The following is a 25,177-nucleotide window of genomic DNA, read 5'->3' as shown; positions in this document are numbered from 1 at the left end:
TCATTTAAAATGCAATACTAAAAATTAACTATTATGTCTAAAGAAGATAACAAAACTAAAATGTCCTATATAGTAGCAATCAAACAATTGCTAGATCCTTTATATGCAAGACTAGAAAAAATAGATTCAAAAATAAAAGGAAACAATACAAAAGACAGTTTACGATATTATAGAAATGAAGATTTAAAGAAAATATTTGGACTCTCAAATAATACAATCATTAAATACCGTCAAACGGGTATACTTCCTTATACTAAATTAGGTGATATTTACTTGTATGAATCAAGCAAAATAGAAAAAATACTTAGCGAAAACGAACCGTGATTATTATTGATTGTACTTCTACAAGTAAGATAAGATTCTATTTCAATACAAAGGCAAAAGGATTCAATTGTGAATTCTTTTGCCTTTTTAATAGTAGTCTAGTCAGTGTTTAACTGGCTAATTGTTCAAGTATACTTTTGTTTTAATTTTGACATATCTTCCATGATATTCATATCCAATACCTTAGCATAATGCTGGGTCTGTTTAATATTAGTATGTCCCATCATTGCTGAAACATTCTCTATTCTTATTCCATTACCTAAAGTCACGGTTGTTGCAAACGTATGTCTCGCTACATACCAAGTGAGGTGTTTATCGATACCGCACAAATCAGCAATTTCCTTTAAATAAGCATTCATTTTTTGATTAGATAACTTTGGGATCAGTCCAATTTGCATGTTCCTGTATTTATTAATAATCGCCAAGGTGGGAGGAAGGATAGGGACATTTGCCCTAATTGCTGTTTTTGCTCTATTGGTCATAATCCAAAGATTATCATTTCCATCCGAAGATATGTTATTGGATGTAAGGTTAGCGGCATCTACAGGTGCATATCCCGTATAACAGCTAAACAGAAAAACATCTTTAACCTTTTCTAGGCGTTTAACTGAAAATTTCTTGTTTTCAATTAAATTTAATTCTTCCTGAGTAAGAAATATAGCATCTGTGACATGCAGTTTACCATCATAAACATTAAAAGGGTCTTTGTCTATTATACCCATTCTGATGCTGTATTTACATGCTGTTTTGTACATGCGCATGTATTTGACTACCGAGTTATTTTGAATGCCTGTTTTGCCTTTAAAGCTGCTGTCATATTTAAGAAATGCCTCAAGATTGTAAACATAGGCACTGTTCACTTCTGGCAAAGAAATATCTTGTATTCCATACTGTTTTGTCATAAATGTGATAAGCAAATCTTTTGCACGTTCATATTTCTGGTAGGAAGCCTTTGATCGCTCTCCGGCATCAACCTTTCTTTTAAAGAACTCATTATGCCTGTTCATAATTTCGATTATGCTTACAGAATCTTCTTTTACGGCTGTTTCTCCTTTAAATTCATCTTTGAGTAATTGCAATGAAAAATCCTGATCAATTTTAAGAAGTTCATTGAACTTCTTCTCCATACCAAGAAGAAAAAGATCCAGGGCATTCTTAATAACCTTTTCTTTTTCAAGTTTTAGAACACTTCTTAGGTTGTCAGTAAATTGCCATCTTTCTTTTAAGATCGATTTACCCGCCGCCATCGTTATGGATTGCTTCTTGTACGAAATGCGGGCATAAATTGGAGATTCTCCACTTTTGTTGAATTTACCTGCTTTGAGATAAAAAATTACTTTTAACATAACTCACAATTTTAAATTAATAATCAAATTGATTTAAAATCGCTGAAAGTTTGTAGTGTTTTCAGGGAATTCCCGGGCAATTCACTTTTTTTAGTGACCCTTTTTTTTGCTTTTTTTGCCAAAAAAAATAGGGGTCACTCATAGGGTCACCGTACTTTGATAATATATGTGTTTTTTGACAAGTGACAAAAAACGAAAAAGCCTTTAAATACTTGTATTTAAAGGCTTTTGACTTTTAAAGTTTCTTTTGAAACTTCTACTGGCGGAGAAAGAGGGATTCGAACCCCCGGACCTGTTACAGTCAACAGTTTTCAAGACTGCCGCATTCGACCGCTCTGCCATTTCTCCAGTATATCGCTATCATTTGCTGATTGCGAGTGCAAATATAGTACGCTTTTTCGATTATAAAAACTTTTTTTAAGCTTTTTTGATGATTATTTTAAATTTATTTTCAAGTATCTAATAATCAGTATTTATTAAAACAACATTTTAAGATTAAAATAAAGTTATTAATCTAAAATTGGAGTTGGTTTTTTGTTTTCATCAACAGCAACAAATGAAAAAGTTCCTGAAACTACAGTTTCACGAAGCTCAGAATACATTTGTTCCATAAAAATATCTACATGAATTTTACAGCTTGTTCTTCCTACAGTAATAACTTTTGCTACTAATTCGATTAAAGTTCCAGCCGGAATTGCCTTTTTAAAATCAATTTGACCTGTTGAAATTGTTACAACTTTCTTTCTACTGAACCTAGTGGCACAAATAAAAGCAACTTCGTCCATAAGATGAAGTGCAGTCCCTCCAAATAAGGTATCGTAATGGTTTGTGGTACTCGGAAAAACCGCTTTAAAAATACGTGTCTCAGATTTTATGATTCTTTCTTCTAAAGTTCCCATATTAATAGTTTACATATTCAGTAATCTCCAATCCGTAACCTATCATTCCAACACGTTTAGTTTGTTGGGTATTCGAAACTAATTTAATTCTTGAAATATCAATGTCATGCAAAATTTGTGCTCCAATACCATAGTCTTTGGTATCGATGACTACTTTTGGTGCTTTCATTGTGCCCTCTGATTGTAATGCTTTTAACTCGGCAATTCTGTTTAATAAGTTCACGGCTGACATATCCTGGTTAATGAAAATAACAGCACCTTTTCCATCTTCATTGATGATCTTAAACATATCATCTAATTGTTGATCTGCATTATTTGTTAAAGTACCCAGCAAATCGTTATTAACCTGAGATGAATGAATACGTGTTAAGATTGGCTCTCCAAGATTCCACGTACCTTTCGTTAAGGCAATATGTATTTGTTTATTAGTTGTCTGTTCGTAAGCTCTCAATCTAAAAATTCCAAAACGGGTTTCTATATCAAAATCTTCTTTTTTAATAATTAGGCTGTCATGCTGCATTCTATATGCTACTAAATCTTCAATGGAAACTAATTTTAAATTGAATTTTTTAGCTACTTCTGCCAATTGTGGTAAGCGTGCCATAGTTCCATCTTCATTCAAAATTTCACAAATAACCCCTGCTGGTTTAAAGCCTGCTAATCTTGCAAAATCAATTGCAGCTTCGGTATGCCCTGTTCTTCTTAAAACACCACCCTGTTTAGCTACTAATGGAAAAACATGTCCCGGCCGGGCTAATTCATGTGGTTTAGTATTTGCATCCACTAGCGATAAAACTGTCTTTGCTCTGTCTGCGGCAGAAATTCCTGTTGTGACTCCATTTCCTTTTAAGTCTACAGAAACCGTAAAAGCAGTTTCCATATGATCCGTATTATTCGTAACCATTGCACGTAAGTCAAGTTCTTTGCAACGGCTTTCTGTAAGAGGGGTGCAAATTAATCCACGGCCATGAGTAGCCATAAAGTTGATCATTTCCGAAGTTGTTTTTTCGGCAGCCGCCAGAAAATCACCTTCATTTTCACGATCCTCATCATCGACTACAATGATGACTTTACCTTGACGAATATCTTCTATGGCTTCTTCAATGGTATTGAGTTGTATCTTAGTTGTTGACATAATTATTTTGGGTTTTGAGAAGGTGAAAACCTCTCAGAAATTTTTTGAAATAGTTTTTGGATTGGGGTAGTTAGAGCATCAAAATTCACCAACCCATTATCGTTAGTAGCACGATAAGTCAGTAAAATTGCCAATGGTAATAATATAAACGAAGACATCCAGGCTCCCATAAACGGAGTCATTCCACCTTCTTGTGAAAGTCTTTTTCCAAAGGTATTGATGAAATGGAATGTGATAAAAATTAAAACTGCAAATACAATAGGAAGGCCAAGTCCTCCTTTTCGGATAATTGCCCCTAAAGGTGCACCAATGAAAAACATTAGAAAGCAGGCAAAGGCAATAACAAACTTTTCGTAAAGAGCCGTTAAATGCTTGTTGATTTCACGCTGCTTGTCCTTTAGGTCTTTTTGGGTTGATTCTATAGAATAAATAGTACTTGTCAAATTGCTGCTTGCCATATCTAAAATACCCTTTTTTTGTTTATTATCATAAAGAGATAAAAGGTTATTAGGCAATTGTTTTTTTTTCTTTTTTTCTTTTGCAATTGTAACAAATTTTGACAACCCTGCACGTTGATTTATGTTTTCAGTGAATGAAATAACTTCGTTGTCTCTGCTTTTATTTAGCGAATCTAATGTGTAGCGTAATTCGTTAACATTTAACATGCTACTGGTGCTGCTAATATTCTCGTTTTCTGTATCTGTTTTATTTAATTCAGATAAATCAATATTGATGATTTGCTTTTTAAAAGCGCCTTTTACAAAAGGTAATTTAGCCCTGTCTTCGTATTTTTTTGGTGTGACATCCTGATAATAATAACCATCATTAAGTACTAATTTTAAGATACTCGACTTTTCGCTGCTTATTAACTTCCCGTTTTTAGCTTTTATAACCGTTTTGTTCTCACCCATATTTGTGGGTTTTTCATGAATGGTAACCCCTGTTAAAATATTACCGTTTTCTCCGGATTTTTTATTTACCTTAATATTATAAAAGCCGACATCATTAAATTGCCCTTCGGCTATTGCCATTGCAGGTTTTGCCTGAGCGATGTTTTTTCGGAAATTCACAAATTTATATTCTGCAAAAGGTATAACATTATTTGAAAACCAAAAGGCAACAATACTTAATAAAAAGATGAAAACAATTAAGACCCTCATAGCTCGCTGTAGCGAAATACCTGAAGATTTCATTGCAGCAAACTCGTAATTTTCTGCCAAATTACCAAAAGTCATGATCGAAGCCAATAAAACAGATAAAGGCAAAACAAGCGGAATAATCCGTGGCATAGAGAAAAGAAGGAATTTTACAACTAATATTAAATCCAAATCCTTCCCTGCGAGTTCAGAAATAAAAAGCCAGACTGTTTGAAGTATGAATATAAAAAAAAGGATTACAAATACCGTAGTAAATGTAATCAGGAATGTTTTTAGTAAGTATTTGTCTAAAATTTTCAACCTTGTAATTAATCTAATTTATTGATGTAGTACTTTGGATATTTACTCGCCACAAAGGTAAATTGATTTTTTGATAAAGGTTGATTGGTTTTAAAAGAATTAACGGTTAAAGTGGTTTTTGTGCCATTTTTTCCGGTTTCAATCAAATTGTAGATGTGTTTTGTTTGTACATCAACACCTAAAAGAATTTCTTTTCTCTGATCTTTTGTATTTGTTGGCACTAATTTAATGTATTGAATTTTTCTTCCCTTAACGTTTTGAACAATATCCATATTGTATTTGTATCCGGAATTAAAAAAAGTTAACATTTTCGAAGGAGTAATTGAACTATCGTCATTATCTTTTAGTTTGGAAATAGTAATTTCTTCATCTTCTGGGACAATTGTGTATGTTTTTTGTCCATCAAATATTTTAGTAACACCCATAAAATTCAATATATATTGATTGCCTTTCATAATCACATTTCCTTTGCTGTCCTGATTGATGTTTTCTTTTGCATTGTTTAAAGAGTATTTAAAATCAATAGAAATATTGTTGTAACTTTTTATTTTTGCGGTCACCTGGTTCAATAAATCTTTCGCTTTTTTATCCTGAGCCTGAATAGAAGTAAAGCTTAAAAGTAATAAAATTGCCGTTTGCAGACACTTTTTACTCATTTTCATGATAGAATTATTTGTGATTTCCTGAATTTTCGTTTTCATGATTGGGTTAATTTTGTTCATTATTAAAAAATTGATCAAGAGCACTTAAATCTAAGATGTTTACGCTTCGGGCTTTACTGCCTTCAAAAGGACCAACAATTCCGGCTGCTTCCAGTTGATCTATCAAACGACCTGCTCTGTTGTAGCCTAATTTTAGTTTTCTTTGAAGTAATGAAGCAGACCCTTGTTGTGCATTAACAATAATTTCCGCAGCTTCCCTAAATAAAGTATCTCTTTCAGAAATATCCATATCAAGATTAATGCCAGTATCTTCTCCAACGAACTCCGGAAGCAAATAAGCCGTGGCATATGCTTTTTGTGAACCAATAAAATCTGTGATTTTTTCAACCTCGGGAGTATCAATAAAAGCACACTGAACACGAACCACATCGTTTCCATTTGTATATAATAAATCTCCACGGCCAATTAACTGATCAGCTCCTTGGGTGTCTAAAATAGTTCTGGAGTCAATTTTTGAAGTTACCCTAAAAGCAATTCTAGCAGGGAAGTTTGCTTTAATCAAGCCTGTAATTACGTTTACAGATGGTCTTTGAGTAGCAATAATTAAGTGAATACCAATAGCACGGGCTAGCTGAGCCAGACGGGCAATCGGAATTTCGACTTCTTTACCGGCAGTCATGATCAAATCGGCGAACTCATCGACAACCAAAATAATATAAGGTAAGAATCGGTGTCCCGCTTCAGGATTTAGTTTTCTGGCTTTGAATTTATCGTTGTATTCTTTAATATTTCGCACCATCGCATCCTTTAATAAGGAATAACGGTTATCCATTTCAACGCAAAGTGAGTTCAGTGTATTTACAACTTTAGCATTATCTGTAATAATGGCGTCTTCGGTATCAGGAAGTTTAGCTAAATAATGTCTTTCAATTTTATTGAATAATGTTAACTCTACCTTCTTTGGATCGACCAAAACAAATTTAACTTCTGCCGGATGTTTCTTATATAAAAGTGAAGTTAAAACAGCATTCAATCCAACCGATTTTCCTTGCCCAGTAGCACCTGCCATCAATAAGTGAGGCATTTTCGCTAAATCGACAACAAAAGTTTCATTTGAAATTGTTTTTCCCAGAGCAATTGGCAGCTCCATTTCAGCTTCCTGAAACTTAGCTGAACCAATAACGCTTTTCATAGAAACCATCGTTGGATTCTTGTTTGGAACCTCAATACCAATAGTTCCTTTTCCTGGAATTGGTGCAATAATACGAATCCCTAATGCCGAAAGTGACAATGCAATATCGTCTTCTAAACTCTTGATTTTAGAAATCCTGATTCCTGCTTCAGGTACAATTTCGTACAAAGTTACTGATGGACCAACAGTTGCTTTAATTTGTGCTATTTCAATCTTGTAGTTACGAAGTGTATCTACAATTCTGTTTTTATTTTCTTCTAATTCCTCCTGATTAATAGTAATTCCGCCAGTCGAATATTCTTTTAATAAATCAAGTGTTGGAAATTTATAATTCGATAAATCAAGGGTTGGATCGAATAAACCGAAATCTGCTACTAAACGTGATGCCAAATTTTCTTCAATGATATCTTCTTCTTCAGGTTTCTCAATAACCAATTCTTCGTTATGAACCGGAACACTGCTGTTTACAGGATTAATATCCATTTGAAGTGGTTTTACAACCGGATTCAAATCGATTTCTGATGAATTTGAAATAGTAGGTTTAAGTGCCTCTTTGTCGATTTCGAATTGATTATTAACCGTTTTTAAGTGAATTTTATCTAATTCAGGATCTTCCTCCTCAATAGCAAATTCTTCTAAATTATAAGCACTTTCAGGTTGTTTAGAAGTTTTTAAAGACCCTAGTTCAGATTTAAATTCTTTTTTTGTTGAATCAAAATACGACTGAATTTTTTCTGGTGACACTTTAATTTTAAAAATTAAATAAACGATTAATCCGAAAAGCAATGTTAGAAGCGTACCTGTTTTTCCGATATAATCCTGAAGAAATAAATTAAGTTCATACCCGATTGTACCACCCAATTCCGGTGCTGAAGTAGCGAAAAAACCAAATAGAATTGAAACTATTATGATGGCAAATAAATCCCAGAACCAAATACTATTCAGTTTTTTGCTAGTCATTTCTAAGGCCAAAAATAAGCCGGTAAGAAAAAATAGACGTACAAAAATGAATGAAGCCAGACCAAAACCTCTATATATAATTAAATCAGCAAGATAAGCTCCGAATTTACCCAGCCAATTTTGCACAACTTCCGCACGATCTTCCAGGTGACTAACTGCACTTTGATCGGTTTGCCATTGTCCGTTGACATAAAAAGAAATAAATGCAACTAATAAGGCAATAGAAAATAGTACCAAAAGGCAGCCTAAAACAATTTTTTGCTGTTTGGATAGCTTCCATGACCTTTTAGTTTCAGCTTTTGGTTCTTTTTTTTTGTCTGCAGTTTCTTTTTTGGTTGTTTTTGCCATTCTTGCGTTTATTGCCTATACAAATTTTGGGATGTAAATTATCAAGCCTATTGCTATTGCTGTCATTGCGGCAAAAAATACTGCTCCGGCAGCAATATCTTTAATAAATCCAATTCGTTTACTGTAATCAGGATGAATAAAATCGGCAATTTTTTCAACTGCAGTATTCAATCCTTCAATGCTCATTACTAAACCGATGGCTAATACCTGGAAAAGCCATTCGGTTTGTGAAATATTAAAATAGAAACCAGCAATAGTCATTATGATTCCCAATGAAAATTGAACCATAACACTATGCTCTGTTCTTAATAGTTTAACAGCTCCGTTAAAAGCATAAGTCATGCTTTTTAACCGACCTGTTACAAAAGTATTGTCTTTTTGAAATTCCATTTACTGGTATTATAATGCTGCCAAAGCTGCTTCGTAATTTGGTTCGTTTGCAATTTCAGCAACTTGTTCAGTATGGATAACTTTTCCGTCAGCATCTACTACAATTATAGCTCTTGAGTGTAAACCTGCTAATGGGCCGTCAACGATTTCTAAACCGTTTGATTTGCCAAAATCTCCAGCTTGAAAATCAGATAAGTTTACTACATTTTCTAATCCTTCAGCGCCGCAAAAACGTTTTTGAGCGAATGGTAAATCTCTTGAAATACAAAGTACTGTTGTGTTTTCTAAGTTACTTGCACTTTCATTGAACTTTCTAACAGAAGTAGCACAAGTTCCTGTATCTATACTTGGAAAAATATTTAAAACTAATTTTTTACCTGCGAAGTTGCTTAATGAAGCTACTGATAAATCATTTTGTATTAATTTGAAATCAGCCAGTTGTGAGCCAACTCTTGGTAATTCTCCTGAAGTATGAATAGGATTTCCTCCTAAAGTTATTGAAGCCATGTTTTTTGTTTAAATTAAATGAGGTTCAAAAGTAAGGATTAATATTTGAATCTAAAAGTATTTGTTACGAGTTGTGATGACAATTAGGTGAGTTTTAAGATAACGAGAAAAGGTTATATTTTACTATTGTTTTGTTGTTTACGAGGACTTGGTTGCAGAGAAATTTGTAGGTAGATAAAGCTTATTTGTACCCATTTATGCTGGTTATTTTATTTGTTCTGGCAATTTTTTTTGTCAGTCTAAGCGGAATCAAAAAACTTTTTACTTTGAAGCCCTTCGACTCAGCTCAGGATGACATACTTTGTGATTACTTTATTTTTTTGCAATAACTTTTAATTGTAGTCTTTTCTCTATTTTCCTAAATCTACGTTCTATTTCTTACGCAAGAGATATTGGAGCAGTGCGGATAGCACCAGAGTATTAGGGAAAGAAGGAAGCAAATAATCGCAAAGAAAGGCAGCTTCTTTTTCTAATGGTGCCTCGCCCTAATTAGGTGATTTGATTTTCTTCAACGCTGAACCATGAACCACTAACTTTTAATTTCCTAAAAACTCTACAAACTTTCAGCAATTTTAAATTGATTTGATTATCTTATATTTTACAGCACATACAAGTATTCTGATTTAACTTTTGAATGATTTCATTTTCATTTTAAACTTTAAATAGGCATCAGACAAGTCCCTATTTAATAGCCTGAAAATTAACGTATCAGTTGCAAAAATTTGGAATTAGGCAAAAAACCGCTAATGTGAATAAGAAAAATCTATATTATAGAAATTTACTTTTAAAAACTGTCAATTTTTCTCTTGTCATGTCATTAATTGTATAGGATATTCCGCCCATTCCGAGACCTGAAGCATCTCTGCCGCCAAAAGGCATCCAATCTACCCTAAAAGCCGTATTGTCATTAATCATAATAGCCGTGGCATTTAATTTTTTTACTGTTTCTAATGCAATATCTATGTTTTGTGTGAAGACAGCTGCCTGAAAATGCACATCTAATGAATTTGCTTTTTTTATAGCTTCTTCCCTATCAGTAAATGAATATATACAGACAACAGGTCCAAAAATCTCATTAGTCGATACTTTAGAATCTTCTGATGGATTAAACAAAACGGTAGGCTGAAAACAAGTATCCGAAATTCTTTTTCCTCCTACAACTAATTTAGCCCCACTTTGCAAAGCTTCATTAACCCAGTCTTCAACCCTATTTACTTCTTTTGGTGTAATAAGTGAACCAACATCTGTCTTTTCATCAAACGGATTTCCAACGATTAATTTACTAGTTGCCTGAGAAAACTCTTCAACAAAACGGTCACAAATTTCCTGATTCACATAAATTTTCTGAACAGAAACACAAACCTGTCCAGCGTGATAAAAAGCTCCTTTTACCAAATCTGGAATCATCTCACTAAAATCGGCATCACTCTCTACAATTACTGGTGCTGCTCCACCGTGTTCTAATGCACATCTCGTTCCTGGAGCCAATTTACTTTTTAAAGACCATCCCACTTTTGCTGATCCAATGAAAGTAAAGAAGTTTACTCTTGGATCTGTAACTAACAATTCTGCCGTTTCATTATCACACAAAACCACTTGCAACCATCCTTCAGGTAATCCGGCTTCTTTTAAAATAGCAGCAAGTTTAAGACCTGATAATGGTGTATTACTTGACGGTTTAAAAATTACGGGGCAGCCTGCCGCAACAGCAGTTGCAATTTGATGTACCGCTAAATTTAATGGATGATTAAATGCACTGACAGCTACAACAACTCCAATAGGTTCTTTTGAAGTAAAAGCCATTCTGTTTAGAGAAGCTTCCGTCAATCCCATCGGAATCTGCTCTCCTTTTAGTTGTGCTATATGTTCAGCTGCTAATTTAACCCCTTTTATAGCTCTCCGAATTTCAGCTTTCGAATCTTTATAGGGTTTTCCGCCTTCGCTAATGGCGATATGAATTAATTCCTCGCTTCTGTCGTTCATTATTGAAGCTGCTTTTTCTAATATTTCAATTCTTTTAAAAGCAGGAATCCACTTTGATTGATCATTAAATAAGTTTTGAGCGGCAGTCAATATCTTTTCGATTTTACTTTTATCAATTAAAGGTAATTCTTTTACAAGACTTCGATCGTATGGGAATATTATTTTTGTGGTATTTTCCATAAATATGTTTTTAATATGTAATTCTAAAAACCATGCTTATACAATTTTAAATTATTACATCACTGTTTGTTCCTTAAATTTAGTCAAATTATCAATAAAAACAATCCCTTTCTTAATTAAAAATCCTGAATTGTTGGTCTGATTACAATTTCATTAATATCAACATCGGCAGGCTGTTCAATAGCAAAAGCGATTGCTCTGGCTACTGATGATGCTGGAATAGCCAATTTATAAAACTCGTTAACACCTATAGCACTTTCCTGATGGTTTGTACTCAATTTCAGTTCTGAATCTATTGCTCCAGGTTCAATAGTTGTGGTTCTTATATTACGTCCAACTTCATGTCTTAGTCCATCACTTATGGCTCTTACGGCATATTTCGTTCCACTGTAAACTGTTCCGCCGGGACTGAAAACTTTAATTCCGGCCACAGAGCCTAAATTGATAAAGTGACCTGATTCTTGTTTTTGAAAAATTGGTAAAGCAGCAGCAATTCCATAAAGCACGCCTTTTATATTAATATCAATCATATTCTCCCATTCATCAATTCTAACTTCTGACATGGGTGCAATAGGCATTATGCCGGCATTGTTAATCAATACATCAATTTTTCCGTAGGCCGTAACAGCTTCATTTACTAAGGCTTGTACTTGCACTTTACTGGTTACATCGGTTACTTTATATCGAGCTGTTCCACCTTTTGTATTAATATCATTTACAATTTTTTCTAATTTATCTTCACGTCTTGCTCCCAGAACTACAATAGCTCCTTTTTCTGCAAGATATTTTGCTGTTTCTTCACCCAAGCCACTACTCGCTCCGGTAATCACAACAACTTTATTCTTAATATTATTTTCCATTTTATTTTTTTTTTAGATTATTTTAATATGATTTAGTCTTAATTGTAAAGCATTTGCAACGGCAATGGCTACTTCCTGATCTTGTTCTACAGATCCTCCTGATACACCGATTGCTCCAATAATTATTTGCTTATTATTTTTTAATACTACGCCTCCGGCAAATGAAATAAGACCACCATTTGAATGTTCAATATTATATAAAGAACCGCCGGGCTGCGATAATTTTCCAATTTCTCCTGAGTCGATGTCAAAAAAACGAGAAGTCTTTGCTTTCTTTATTGCAATATCTGCACATCCTAAAAGTGCTCCATCCATTCTTAAAAAGGATTTTAAATTGGCTCCTTCGTCAACAATGACAATATTCATAGCGACTCCAATTTCGTTTGCTTTGGCCTTTGCGGCTTCAATAATTTTTTCAGATTGATTTGATGTAACATTCATAGCTTGCATGTTTATTATTTACAAATAAGCTATAGGCGTCGCTAAAAAAATTTCTCTATTATCCAATAAAGGAACAATCTGACCCAAAACTAAATCTTGAAAATATGATGAATTTCTATGTACTGCAACTGCAGTTTCATTGGTATATCCTTCAAATAACAGTATTGTATTTTTATCTGAATTGCTTTGATGCACTTTATAAAACAGGTTTCCATTTTCTTGGATACTTTCGTCATGAACTGTTTTTAGTATATTTAAAACGTTTTCAACCTGACCTTCTTTAACTTTCCATGTTGCAAAGACATGAACCGGATTTTGATTTTGCATTTTGATTTATTTTATAATTGTTTTTTTTAGTTCTAATTAAAGAGTAACTACAATCTTGTCCACAGGAATTGACACTAAGTGTATGTAGATTGTCGAGCTTCTAGCGGAGATCTCTCGTTCCTCGGGATGACAAGATTGTGGTTACTAGCTTAGGGTTGTAATTACTTTTTAGCAGCTTCCAAAATGACAATCATCTTTTCAGCAACTCCTTTTGCAGAAGCAGGATTTTGTCCTGTAACTAAATTACCATCTACAATACTGTGAGCTGACCATACTGCAGCCGCATGAAATTTTGCCCCTTGTTTTGTCAATGCCGTTTCTAATAAGAAAGGAACATCTGCAATTGCGTAACCTCTTTCTTCTTCATCTGTAAAAGAGGTAATATTTTTACCGTTTACAAGATAAGTTCCGTTGCTTAGTTTTACGTTTAATAACGAAACAGGACCGTGACAGACAGCGCCCACAACTGCATTTCGTTCGTAAGTTTCTTTAATAACTTTTTTCAGCAATTCATTTTCTGGCATATCAACCATTGGTGCTAATCCGCCCGGTACAAAAACAGCATCATATTTACTGACATCAACAGTTGCTAGTTTCACTGCTTTTTGCATCGCTTCCCATCCTTTTCCTGTTAGAAATGCCAGGTTAGCAGGATCATTTGCTAAACTAAGTGCGTCTAAATAAGGAGTATCTCCTGTTAAACTTGCAAAATCTATTTGGTAATTTGCCTTCTCGAATTCAGCATAAGGATGTGCTACTTCAGGAAGAAATGTTCCTGTTCTTCTGTTATTTGGTCCAATTGCATTGGCATTCGATACGATAATTAAAATTTTCTTGTTCATTTTAGTTTCATTTTTAAGGATTGTGTTTTCTTTTACTGAGGTGTTTTCTCTTTTATTTTGTGCATAAGAAGAAAAAATGGCAAGTGCCGTTGTTAGAATCATAAGTTTTTTCATTGGTATAAATTTTAAAGTTGTTATGAATTATTTACAGGACAAATTTATGCCAGCCCTACTCCTCAATACGAGGAGAAAAGTCACAAAAAAAGTGTGATAAAAATCACACTTGAGAGTTAAAAAAATATCTTATTTATTACTAGAGTAGAGTCTGCTAAGGGTTTCGCGGCTAACTCCCAGATATTCTGCTATATATTTTTTGGGTATTTTTTGCATTAGATTGGGATAAAGATCTGCAAATTCTTTATATCGCTGCTGCGGATTATTAGAAAGTAATGAAATGATTCTTTGTTGAAGTGCTATATAACCTTTAGTGAGTTTTACCCGAAAAAAGTGTTCCATTTTGTGAAGCGTATCAGAGAGTTTTTCCCGGCCTTCCAATGTCAAACATAAAACTTCTCCAGGCTCCATACACACCACATACATATTCGCCTGCTTTCGATTGAAGTAGGCAATATAATCAGACATCCACCAGTTTTCTGTGGCAAATTGTACAATATGTTCTTTTCCTTCTTCGTCAAGATAAAAAACCCTGAAAATACCGCTCATAATGATGTATTCATATTTTGCATCATCTCCTTGCTGAACGAGATATTGATTCTTTAATACCTTTCTTATTGTAAAAAAAGGTTTTATCGATTCAAACTCTTTATCAGTAATAGGAATAATTTCTTCAATATGTTTTCTCAGTTTTTCCATAGTTTATTTTTAACTTTTCAAAGATATGAGATTTATTTTTTTTTAATAGTAGCTAAGATATTCATAATGGTTGTGGTCTTTCCTCACTCAAAAAAATCAAAAAAAATCTCCTGCTAAATAACAGGAGACTTTAAATCTAACACAAAATATAACTAAAACAATTAATACTGATTCTTTATTTAGAAAACTCAACCGTATTTAATTTTTGCCAGCTTCCACGAGTGAAATCAGGGATTTCAACCGGTGCTGAATTGTTGTCTAAAGATATTTCTGTTAACGGACTCAAACAAGACCATTCAGCCAAATCGTAAACATCCATATCCAGCGGAAGTCCTTGTTGTAAACAATGAAACATACGGTAATCCATAATAAAGTCCATTCCGCCATGGCCACCTACTTTTTTGGCCATTTCTTCGATATCTTTTACAATTGGATTTTTATATTTTTCCATTAAAATCTTTTTGACATCTTCAGATACAAATTCTTCTGCATTTAAGTTTTGGTAATTTTTAGAAATCTCTGCTCCTGCTTCTTTTGCATCTATTGCATACCCTTCTACAGGATATTTGTTTGCAAATCCTTTTGTTCCTGATAACTGATACATTCTGCTGTATGGTCTTGGACTTGTAACATCGTGCTGAATCTGGATTGTTTTTCCTTTTTCGGTACGAATCATAGTCATGGTATGATCGCCGTTTCTGAAATCTTTTACTACTTCTCCTGTTTTTTCCTTAATAAAAGCAGGATTTCCAACAGCTTTGGTATCCATAGAAACTAAGAAATTCATTTTATCCCCTCTATGAATATTTAGAGCCAGACATGCCGGTCCCATTCCGTGTGTAGGATATACATCGCCTCTGTGTTTGCGGTTATAATCCATACGCCAGTTGTTCCAGTAATTATTCCAGTACGGCTGTAATCCATGAATGTAAGAACCTTCGGCATGAAGAATTTCTCCAAACAAGCCTTGCTGAGCCATATTTAATGTAGTCAATTCAAAGAAATCATAAACACAATTCTCCAGCATCATACAATGTTTACGAGTCTTTTCAGATGTATCAATAATATCCCATATTTCCTTCATCGTTAATGCTCCCGGAACTTCTACGGCAACGTGTTTTCCATCTTTCATGGCTTGTACCGCTATATTAGCATGATGTTTCCAATCGGTTACAATATAAACCAAATCGACATTTTTAAGCGTTGTTACTTTTTTCCAGGAATCTTCTCCAAAAAACACCTCAGCTTTTGCTTTTCCATGTTTTACTAAAGTATCATTGGCAGCTGTTGTTCTCTCTTCTACCATATCACACAGTGCAACAATTTCTACTCCCGGAATATGCGTGATACGTTCAACAGCACCCGTTCCGCGCATTCCTAAACCAATAATAGCTACATGAACAACCGGAATAGCCGGTGTCGCTAAACGCAAAACATCGGTTTGACCTTTATCTCTTTTAGGTGTTTTTGTTTTTATGAGCTGCGCAGATACATCGCAAATTCTTAATAGCAAAAAAGCTATCAGTAAAAATTTTAAACTTGAACTTTTCATTTTCTTTTATTTAGTGATATAATTTATTAGACGTTCTATTTATACTTATTTGTTTGATTATACTTTTATATATGTTTTATTTTTATGCATGTACCAAAGTATGAAATAAAGGATTCCGAAACCTGCCAAATCGCAAAAGGCATCATAATAGGCTCCCGTAAATTGTTCGAAACCATAAAAAACCTGTTTGGCTATTAAAGAAAAATTTAATACGTGCGAACCAACATAAGCTGCGATGGCATTCAGACCGATAACACGAAATGGATATGCCCATTTAGTATAGCCTTTTACGTCTACAAGCCAATAAAATAAAGCTAACAAAACAAAGCTAATTCCTGATGAAAATAGTACGAATGAACTCGTCCATATTTTTTTAATAATGGGATGCCATAACCCTATAATTAATGAGATAACGATTCCGGTTATTCCGATTAAAAATAAGTAGTTCGCAATTTTTTGTCTGGATAAAGAAGACAGAAGTAACTCTCCTGCAAATAATCCGGACATTGTAGTGGCTGTGAATCCTAAACCTGTTAAGAACCACGAATATTGTGTCTGGTCATAAAAGCGACCGAAAACCTGCTGGTCAATATAAATAGGAAGGTTTTTATTTGGTAATAATTCAAAAGCATGTCCGAAGAAATTCGGACATGCTAATAAAACTGCATATAAAACAAGGCACGATACAAAGAATATATATCTCCCTTTTTTAGATAAATTAATATAAGCAATACATGAAAAGAAATAACCTACTGCAATAGCCTGAAGCGTATTACTGAATACTTGAAATTTGGAGAGATCCAGAAACAATAAGTTGCCCTGAACGATCCAACCCAAAATAAACAGAATTACAAATCGTCTTAGAATATGAACATATAATTTTCTTTCTGAGCCTGATTCGGTACTTCTTTTTCCTAATGAAAACGGAATAACAACACCAACCACAAAAAGAAACAAAGGCATAATAACATCATATAAATGAAAACCAATCCATTCCGGATGTTCGAATTGGTCTGCCAAAGTCTTAGTAAAATTGGTTTTGGCAGCTGTATTCAAATTATAAAAAAAACGATCAGCCACGATTATCATTAATAAATCAAATCCTCGCAGCACATCTACTGACATCAATCGGTTGTTGGCTATGCTTTTATTCATTTCTTGTTATTTCTTTACAATTTAATTTTTATAAAGTAATCCTCAATATCATTAAAAATACCAAGGATTACTTTTAAATATCTAAACTCGATAGCTCATGCCATTAGGTTTTAAAAATGACTACTTTAAAAAACTTTCAACCTAATGGCATATTTTAACAGGCTATCGATGACAAACTACAATTTTATAGTAGCGAATTTAGACCCTTCCGGGAAATTGGCAACTAACGCCCATCCACTAGTCATTTCAGTAATTGCAATACCAATAGAACCTGTTAAAGTTCCAAGCTGTGTTTTCGGAATACTAAATTCCAAAGCATTTGTGGTAGCATTTAGGCTAACCACAGCTGATGCTTTCAAATTAACTCCAGAACTAGCAATTTGACTCCACCCCCATCCGCCATTAGGATCAGTATGCTTATAAAAATCTCCCCATCCGGCACTTACCAATGGTCCTTCAAATAAAAATTCTGCTCCGGAACCTTCAGGCCAGTTACTATGTAAAAATCCGGTTTGCGTATTACCATCTGTATTGATGTACATATCTACCAATTCCAGTAACATTTTTTTGTTTCCTTCTAAATACACATTCACATTTGGACCTTTAGCCCAAATTTTAATTTTCTGGATAGATCCATTTCCGGATGTATTTTGATCTGTTATATCAACATCATCCCACTCTGCAAAATCACCGTCAATTTTAACATCTATGATTTTTATAATAGGTGCTGTTATAACTTTTGTTATAAAGTCTTCTTCCCCGTCGTCGTTTGTAACAGTTAGCGAAACCCTGATTTCACCTCCAATTTGATAGGTATAAACCGGATCTTTTTCGTTAGAAGGATAATACAAATCTCCAAAATCCCATCTGTACTTTGTGCCATTTGTAGAAAGATTAGTAAAGGTAAAGGTGCTTCCATGATTAGTGAATGAAAAATCTGCTACAGGTTTAGTAGCCGAATTTGAATCCGAACCATCACTCGAACAAGCTGTTAACAGTAACAGCAGCGTCAGCATTGTTACGTACTTGGTTAATTTTATTTTTTTCATGGTTTTTTGGTTTAAATATTTTAATAACTATTTAATGATAACCGTTTGTGATAATTTGTTGAAACCTGTTGTGGTTTCCCATACTCCTGTATTGGCAAGACGAATAGCATAATCAGGTCGTTCACTCAATTTTGAAGAACTATCTTCTATTTTTAGAAGCAATTCATAAGTACCTGCCGGAATCCCTGATAAGCTCACCGATTCTTTTAAATCATAAGAAACTCTAGGCACCACTTTTCTAACATCAAAGCTTAATTTTTTCTTGTAGATTGTTCCGCCTGCAGTAGCTCTAAAAGTTAAAAATGCGTTTTTAGGATTGTAAACCGGAGCAAAACCTGAATTGTTAATCACGGCATTAAACTCTAATGTTCCGTTTAAGGCAACCTCTTTTTTTACACTTGAAGTAGCCAATGCAAGTCTGTATCCTAACTTTCTTTCAAAATCGGTAAAGCAATTATTATTTCTCCATTCCTGTAAAACGGGGCCATAATAATCAAGATTTAGGTAGGTCCATTTTAAAAGTGTCATTTCTTTTTCTGCGATACTACAACTGGCAACTGGCACATCTACCGGCGGACATGTTTCACCTCCTGTTGGGACAAAAAGGGCTTCATTACTTATATATGTTTTTTCGATTGTAACATTCTGGTAGGTTCCATAATCATCAACACTGGCCATAAAACAATCATTATGAAAACCTAAACGGGCAGGATTGGTAGTTCCATAACCTACTTTAGCATCCATAGCGGTTGTAGTGGCTACGAAATCTTGCTTGATTTTTGGCGTTCTCACCTGAATTTTAATTTCTTTAGGAAAAGTCTCCAAAAGTTTATCCAAAATCAGTTTTTTATTTGCAGGTGTCGTTAATTGGTTTGTTGTGTAATACCACTCTCCCCATGCTCCCACAAAACCTGCCTGAACAAAAGCAATCACGTCTTTATTCTCTTCCAAAATCGGTTTTAGCTGATCTAAATGACCTGAAATAACGGTAACAGAAGCATCAGAGCCATCCTGAGCATCCGTATAGGCAAAACGTAAAACACATTTTAAACCTGCATCCCTTAAGCGTGAGAAATCAGTTTTAATAAGATCTAATTGTGCCTGGCTTAAAGCAGTCGTTTTAAATTTCTCTAAGTAATACAAACGCAAAATAAGACTTACATTTTCTTTCTTTAGATTATTAAGAGACGCCGCAGTCATGGCGGTGCCTTCAGAATTCACCTGCCAGGTGTGCATGAACCCTCTTTCCGGATTTGTGAAAACCTCATTAGAAACTGTATATGTAACTTTCTCCTGTCCGCTGGCTTCTTCTTTATTGTCACCGCCTCCGTCGCTTTGGCAACTGGAAGCAACATTCAGAAAAAGGTAAAATAATATTAGTAAATGTTTCATTTTTTGCATAATTAAATTATCTGATTAATTTTTATTTATTCACAAAAGTGCCATCCTTCTCCTAATTAATTATACTTATCATTCTGAATGAATTTTCCTTTACCTTCACTTACTCTCGCTAATGAAAAAGGAAACAATGCTTTATAAGGTTCGCTTTGACTGGCTGCACCATTAAGATCAAGAGCATGCTCTGTAAATTTTCCGTGTCTGATTAAATCTGAACGATATTGTCCGTTTTCACACCAGTATTCATGAGATCTTTCCAACAGGATCATTTCATTAAAACTGGCCAGTGTATTGTAATCTGCTAAATTAATTTCGCTGATTTTGGCTCTTCTTCTAACAATATTTACCAAATCAATAGCTTCTTGTGTTGGTGTTCCAGTTTTGTTTACTAAAGCTTCTGCCTTAGACAATAAAACATCCGCATAGCGATACATAATAATATCAACAGTCGTTAAAGCAGTTGTTCTTGCCGCATCTTCATTAATTTTTAGGGGAATAGGTCCTAATTGTAAATAACTTGAAGGATTTGCTCTATTATAGGTGACTCCATCTGTTCCAACATATTCGGCAATAAGACCTTTTCTTCTAATATCAGTAGACTCAAAAGAATCATAAAAACTCCAAGAACTTTGTATGGTTCCATAACCTCCTCTAATTGGATAATTACCTGGTAATGCCATAAGTTGCCATTGGTTTTCTACAGTACCTGCAGCATCTGCAGGAATTGCCCAAATTATTTCCTTGCTATCAACCGGAGCTTTGGTACCCCAAAGCGCTACATAATCAGCATCTAATCCATAATAATTCATTCCTATTATTGCATCAGCCTGAGCTTCAACATCAGCCCATCTTTTTTCATGCAAATACAATCTTATCAATACCATTCTTGCCATACCTTGACTAAACCTTCCGTAATTAGTTTCTGAAGGCAATTTTAAATCTGTTGCTGCAGCTAGAAGATCAGTTTCAATAAAGCTAACCATATCTGCATTAGATAGTCTTGGTAATGGTTCTTCTACTAATGGATTTTGTAAGGTTGCCAGTGGAGCTACTACAATTGGCCCATACATATCATAAAGTTCATAAGATAACAAACCTCGAGCACATTTGATTTCTGCGATAGCTTGTTTTTTTATCAAATCATTAACGCTAGACTTTTCTATTCTATCAATACTCAAAGTCATACTTCCTATTTTATTATAAAATTTATCATAAAATTGAGTTATTGCAGTAGATGCTGAAGTATAGCTGTGTAGTGTTTGTACTTGTTGTGCTCCATAAGGACCTTGAAGGATTTCTGTGGTTGCATCTAGCATAAACATCAATCCATTTTCTGAAGTACTATGTATACCATCGGCATAAGATCCTCTCAAAGGATAATAAGCAGAAGCAACAATTGCATTAATATCGGCTTCTGATTGGGGAAAATTATTTGGATTTATCTCATCATAATTAACAGAATTCAAATCGTCACTACATCCTGACAAAAGGGTTATAAACAATGCTATTATAACTATATTTAAATTTTTCATATCTTTTATTTATTAAAATTTGATATCAATTCCTATTGTATACGTTTTCACATTCGGGTAAGCAGCTGCATATCCATCTGTTTCTGGGTCAATACCATCATACTTAGTAATAACAAAAAGATTTTGGGCGTCTAATTTTATAGATGAACTTGTAATATATTTACCTGCCCAATCAGTTGGCAATTTGTAAGCTAGTGATACGTTTTGTAATCTGACAAAAGATGCATTCTCTAAAAAGAAATTCCCTGATCCATAAGAGGAATATCCATAATTAGATCCTGGACGAGTCGTAGATGGATTTTCTGGTGTCCATCTGTCATAAATTCTAGTAGTTGCGTTATAGCCAAACTGTGCTACACCATCTGCACTTGTACCATAAGCCAGATCTGTTTGATTTACGATTTTTCTACCAAACATTCCATTAAAATGAAAGTCCAATTGAAATTTTTTATAGATAATAGTGTTACTAAGTCCTGCAGTCCATTTAGGATCTGATGATCCTAATAACACTGTATCTGCATCATCAATTATACCATCTGGAGCACCTGTTCTTAAGAATATTCCGTTAGCATCAGTCATTGGATTTCCAGCGTCATCTCTTTTAAATCCATTTATATCTTTAATTTTTATTTGACCAGGATATAAATTAGGCTGGGCAGTAACTACATCACCTGCTTGCATTATTCCATCAGATAATCTTGAATATTGTGCTCTTACCGGGTCATTATATCCCTCATAAACTGATGGTTTCCAGTCTGGAGCTCTATCTTTCCATTTTGTTTTATAAGTTGAATACACAAAGGTACTTCTCCATTTAAAATCTTTAAGGTCTATGTTATTGGTATTCAAAGTTAATTCTACCCCTTTGCTTTCTGTTGCGCCTATATTTGCTACCACAGTGTTTATTTCATTATAGCTATTTATAGCTTTTTCTGAAAGCAAGTCAGATACTACTCTATTATAAACCTCAAGTGAACCAGATATTTTTCTGTTAAATAACTCAAAATCAAGCCCTATATTTTTTTCTGTAGTAGTTTCCCATTTCAAATCTGGGTTATTTAATCTGGAAGCGAAAACACCTTGTATAATAGATTCATCAGGATTCAAATAAGCCGGTTTTGAATAATATGCTCCACCAGCATTACCATTAAGATTTGAATTACCTAATTGTCCGTAACCAATTCTTAATTTTAATTGGGATACATATTTATTTGAAGATTCCATAAATGGCTCATTAGCTATATCCCAACCTAAAGCAATAGAAGGGAAGATACCATATTTGTTGTTTTCTGCAAATACACTAGCTCCGTCACGACGAATTGTGCTCGTCAAAATATATTTGTCTTTATATGAATAATTAAATCTGGTAAAGTATGAAATATAATTATTTTTTGATTTTGAAGACGATACAACTTTAGTCCCAGCTCCAGCATTCATGTTATTCCATAAAAAAGAGTCTGTAACAAAACCACTGTTACCAATTGAATTAGCTTCTTTTCTATATGTTTGTCTCGAAGTTCCTAAAAGAACTGTAAAACTATGATCCTGTATGCTTTTATTATAAGTTACTGTAAAATCAAATGAGTCATCATTTTTTTTATTATTAGCAATCGATGCTTTTCCATTTTCTGCTGCTCCCCATAGGGTAGTTCTTGGCAAATAAGTAAAACGACTATCTTCTCCCTTATCAAAGCCTCCTTGAACTCTTGCTGTTAATCCTTTAAATGGTTTAATTTCCATATAAAAATTACTTAAAGCTCGATCTGTAACTCCTTGGTCAGAAATAGTAAGGAGCGAATAAGGGTTAGGCTGTTGTGATAATTCAGGATTTATAGGATATTTGCCATATTCATCGATCGCAGCTATATTAGGTGATTGTTGAATAGCAGATCTTATTATTCCAGAATTCTCATATTGATCGCCGCCTAATTGGGTATATTGATTCTTAATTCTGCTAGTTGTAAGATTCATACCAATATTCACATAATCATTTATTTTTTGATCTAAATTAATTCGAAATGAAGTTCTCTTTAAACCTGAATTTTGTATTACACCATCATGACTATACAAATTTCCCGACATAAAATATTTAGTAGTTTTGGATCCACCTGATATAGATATATTATTTTGCTGAATTACTCCGTCTCTGGTAACTAATGAAAGCCAATCTGTTCCATTTCCAGCATCTCTTATTTCTTCATCCGAAAAATATCTTTTAAAAGCTATACCATTTACTGGTGCAGCGTTAGCTTCTTCTAAAGTTATAGAAGAGTACGGATAAACTCTGTTTTCAAATTCCCACTTTTCTTTCGCAGCATCATTTCGCAATTGCATCCATTGACTTAAATTTAATACATTATAATTTTTATTGTATGCCTGATGAGAATATGATGCTGAATAATCAACTTTTATATCTCCTTCTTTCCCCTTTTTAGTGGTAATCAATATTACACCATTTGCAGCTCTTGCCCCATATATTGCAGCAGCACTGGCATCTTTTAAAACATCTATCGATTCAATATCATTAGGGTTGAATGAATTTAAAATTCCTTGCGTACCTCCATTATATCTATTTCCACTACCTGATTGATCTAAATTTGTAATAATAAATCCATCAACAACTATCAAAGGATCATTACCAGCATTTACAGATCCTGCTCCTCGAATTTGAATATTTAGCCCACCTCCTGGTTGTGCACTATTTTGTGTTATTTGTAACCCGGCAGCTTTGCCTTGGAGTGCATGAGCAACAGAAGGACTGGATGTTAAATCTAAGCTTTCTCCTTTTATGGATGACATTGCTCCCAATACATTTTTCTTTTTCTGTGTTCCATACCCTACAATAACTACCTCATTAAGACTTTTTGATGCTGGAACCATCGACACCGTAATATTGGTTTTACCCACTATTGCAACCTCTTGTGTTTCATATCCCACATAAGAAATAACGAGAGCTTGTGTATTCGAAGAAACAACAATAGTAAATGATCCGTCAAAATCTGTTGTTGTACCTTTGGCAGATCCTTTTTGGGCAATGTTAACACCAATCATTGGCTGCCCTAATTCATCTAAAACTATACCTTTAATGGTGATATCGTCTTCAGATTTTTTATTTATAATTTCTGAGTTCTCATTGCTGCCCGTTGATGTAGCCGCATTTACTTTAAAAACAGATACGATCAAAATTAAAATAGTAATCATTGTTTTTAAATTAAATTTTAATTCCTGATAGTTACCGTGTAGCAACTTGTTACTTTTTTTCATATTATTCTGGTTAGTTTAATGGTTAATGTAAAAAGCATGCTTTGCAGTAATAAAAAATGTATAGAGATTTCATCAACACAAAGCGAAATGTTTCAAGCTATGTTACTTGTGATTTCATAATTCTTTTTGGTTTTGTTTTTTGTTTTTGTCTGGTTATTTTTTTATTGATATTTTAAAAATGCAGTTTTTTCTTCTCACTTAAAATCAACTGCATAATTCATTCTGTTATTAGAATTTTTACAATTTTTATTTCCATTTTTTTTTAATTTGAAACTCATTTTCTTCTTTAAAAAAACGGACAGAAAAAAGGTGTTTTTGTACTTACTTTTGGCTAAACTAAATAATATTTTTTAATAAACAATGGTAAAATCAAAAAAATGTGTTCGTGCACATGAAAAAAGTGTTTTCGAACACATTTTTTAGAAAAAGTATTATTAAATTCTTACTATTTTTAAAAATTCATTACAAAAAAATACAAGTAAGCACAAAAAAGGATCCATTATATTTCAAGAAAATGTATTTTTTATTTATTATTCATTTATTTAAAATGTGCAACAAAAA

21 protein-coding genes and 1 tRNA gene are annotated in these 25,177 nt (G+C 33.7%); 1 reads left to right on the top strand and 21 read right to left on the bottom strand.

All coding sequences use genetic code 11. From position 1 onward, the window contains the following. Positions 1–33: 33 nt before the first annotated feature. On the top strand, positions 34–324 hold the full coding sequence (locus ACEN2I_RS04300; RefSeq protein ID WP_065450762.1) for a helix-turn-helix domain-containing protein: 291 nt from the start codon (positions 34–36) through the stop codon (positions 322–324). A 125-nt stretch (positions 325–449) separates the two neighbouring features. Here ACEN2I_RS04300 and ACEN2I_RS04295 read toward each other — a convergent pair whose 3' ends face one another. The 21 genes from ACEN2I_RS04295 to ACEN2I_RS04195 form a co-directional block, all read right to left on the bottom strand. Beyond that, positions 450–1,670 (bottom strand): phage integrase SAM-like domain-containing protein, encoded by a 1,221-nt coding sequence (locus ACEN2I_RS04295; RefSeq protein ID WP_441764880.1) that lies wholly within the window; start codon positions 1,668–1,670, stop codon positions 450–452. A gap of 260 nt (positions 1,671–1,930) precedes the next feature. Next, positions 1,931–2,018, bottom strand: a tRNA-Ser gene (locus tag ACEN2I_RS04290). Positions 2,019–2,179: 161 nt separating this feature from the next. After that, complete coding sequence (locus ACEN2I_RS04285; protein ID WP_441764879.1) at positions 2,180–2,569, bottom strand: acyl-CoA thioesterase; 390 nt, start codon at positions 2,567–2,569, stop codon at positions 2,180–2,182. 1 nt (position 2,570) lies between these two features. Further along, entirely contained in the window at positions 2,571–3,704 is a 1,134-nt protein-coding gene (ribB, locus tag ACEN2I_RS04280) for a 3,4-dihydroxy-2-butanone-4-phosphate synthase (protein ID WP_441764878.1), read from the bottom strand. A 2-nt stretch (positions 3,705–3,706) separates the two neighbouring features. Further along, complete coding sequence (locus ACEN2I_RS04275; RefSeq protein ID WP_441764877.1) at positions 3,707–5,161, bottom strand: LptF/LptG family permease; 1,455 nt, start codon at positions 5,159–5,161, stop codon at positions 3,707–3,709. Between the two features lie 8 nt (positions 5,162–5,169). Then, a complete protein-coding gene (locus ACEN2I_RS04270) occupies positions 5,170–5,862 on the bottom strand; it encodes a LolA family protein (protein WP_441764876.1) in 693 nt (230 codons plus the stop codon). A gap of 7 nt (positions 5,863–5,869) precedes the next feature. Further along, a complete protein-coding gene (locus tag ACEN2I_RS04265) occupies positions 5,870–8,323 on the bottom strand; it encodes a DNA translocase FtsK (RefSeq protein WP_441764875.1) in 2,454 nt (817 codons plus the stop codon). A 15-nt stretch (positions 8,324–8,338) separates the two neighbouring features. Beyond that, positions 8,339–8,713, bottom strand: coding sequence for a diacylglycerol kinase family protein (locus ACEN2I_RS04260; protein ID WP_441764874.1), 375 nt, complete (start codon positions 8,711–8,713; stop codon positions 8,339–8,341). A 9-nt stretch (positions 8,714–8,722) separates the two neighbouring features. Next, the gene (gene tpx, locus ACEN2I_RS04255; protein WP_441764873.1) at positions 8,723–9,220 is read right to left on the bottom strand and encodes a thiol peroxidase; all 498 of its coding nucleotides are present in this window, start codon (positions 9,218–9,220) and stop codon (positions 8,723–8,725) included. Positions 9,221–9,988: 768 nt separating this feature from the next. After that, complete coding sequence (locus ACEN2I_RS04250) at positions 9,989–11,383, bottom strand: aldehyde dehydrogenase family protein (protein ID WP_441764872.1); 1,395 nt, start codon at positions 11,381–11,383, stop codon at positions 9,989–9,991. A gap of 116 nt (positions 11,384–11,499) precedes the next feature. After that, entirely contained in the window at positions 11,500–12,243 is a 744-nt protein-coding gene (locus tag ACEN2I_RS04245; protein ID WP_441764871.1) for an SDR family oxidoreductase, read from the bottom strand. 12 nt (positions 12,244–12,255) lie between these two features. Continuing rightward, positions 12,256–12,684, bottom strand: a complete 429-nt coding sequence (locus tag ACEN2I_RS04240; RefSeq protein ID WP_441764870.1) for a GlcG/HbpS family heme-binding protein — start codon at positions 12,682–12,684, stop codon at positions 12,256–12,258. Positions 12,685–12,702: 18 nt separating this feature from the next. Beyond that, positions 12,703–13,011, bottom strand: coding sequence for a putative quinol monooxygenase (locus ACEN2I_RS04235; protein WP_441764869.1), 309 nt, complete (start codon positions 13,009–13,011; stop codon positions 12,703–12,705). Between the two features lie 161 nt (positions 13,012–13,172). Beyond that, entirely contained in the window at positions 13,173–13,967 is a 795-nt protein-coding gene (locus tag ACEN2I_RS04230; RefSeq protein ID WP_441764868.1) for a type 1 glutamine amidotransferase domain-containing protein, read from the bottom strand. A gap of 129 nt (positions 13,968–14,096) precedes the next feature. Beyond that, entirely contained in the window at positions 14,097–14,666 is a 570-nt protein-coding gene (locus ACEN2I_RS04225) for a Crp/Fnr family transcriptional regulator (protein WP_441764867.1), read from the bottom strand. Between the two features lie 175 nt (positions 14,667–14,841). Then, entirely contained in the window at positions 14,842–16,218 is a 1,377-nt protein-coding gene (locus tag ACEN2I_RS04220; RefSeq protein WP_441764866.1) for a Gfo/Idh/MocA family protein, read from the bottom strand. A 57-nt stretch (positions 16,219–16,275) separates the two neighbouring features. Next, positions 16,276–17,373 carry an acyltransferase family protein gene (locus ACEN2I_RS04215; RefSeq protein WP_441764865.1) on the bottom strand — a complete coding sequence of 366 codons (1,098 nt, stop codon included), beginning with the start codon at positions 17,371–17,373 and terminating at the stop codon, positions 16,276–16,278. A 176-nt stretch (positions 17,374–17,549) separates the two neighbouring features. After that, positions 17,550–18,422 carry a PKD domain-containing protein gene (locus tag ACEN2I_RS04210; RefSeq protein ID WP_441764864.1) on the bottom strand — a complete coding sequence of 291 codons (873 nt, stop codon included), beginning with the start codon at positions 18,420–18,422 and terminating at the stop codon, positions 17,550–17,552. A 27-nt stretch (positions 18,423–18,449) separates the two neighbouring features. Then, entirely contained in the window at positions 18,450–19,814 is a 1,365-nt protein-coding gene (locus tag ACEN2I_RS04205) for a DUF4832 domain-containing protein (RefSeq protein WP_441764863.1), read from the bottom strand. Positions 19,815–19,879: 65 nt separating this feature from the next. Continuing rightward, positions 19,880–21,352 (bottom strand): RagB/SusD family nutrient uptake outer membrane protein, encoded by a 1,473-nt coding sequence (locus ACEN2I_RS04200; protein WP_441764862.1) that lies wholly within the window; start codon positions 21,350–21,352, stop codon positions 19,880–19,882. Between the two features lie 12 nt (positions 21,353–21,364). Further along, the gene (locus ACEN2I_RS04195; RefSeq protein WP_441764861.1) at positions 21,365–24,616 is read right to left on the bottom strand and encodes a SusC/RagA family TonB-linked outer membrane protein; all 3,252 of its coding nucleotides are present in this window, start codon (positions 24,614–24,616) and stop codon (positions 21,365–21,367) included. Positions 24,617–25,177: the final 561 nt, after the last annotated feature.

It is taken from the genome of Flavobacterium sp. W22_SRS_FK3, assembly GCF_052113665.1.
In the GTDB taxonomy this organism is placed as follows: Bacteria; Bacteroidota; Bacteroidia; order Flavobacteriales; family Flavobacteriaceae; genus Flavobacterium.
This window is presented reverse-complemented; position numbering and strand designations above follow the sequence as displayed.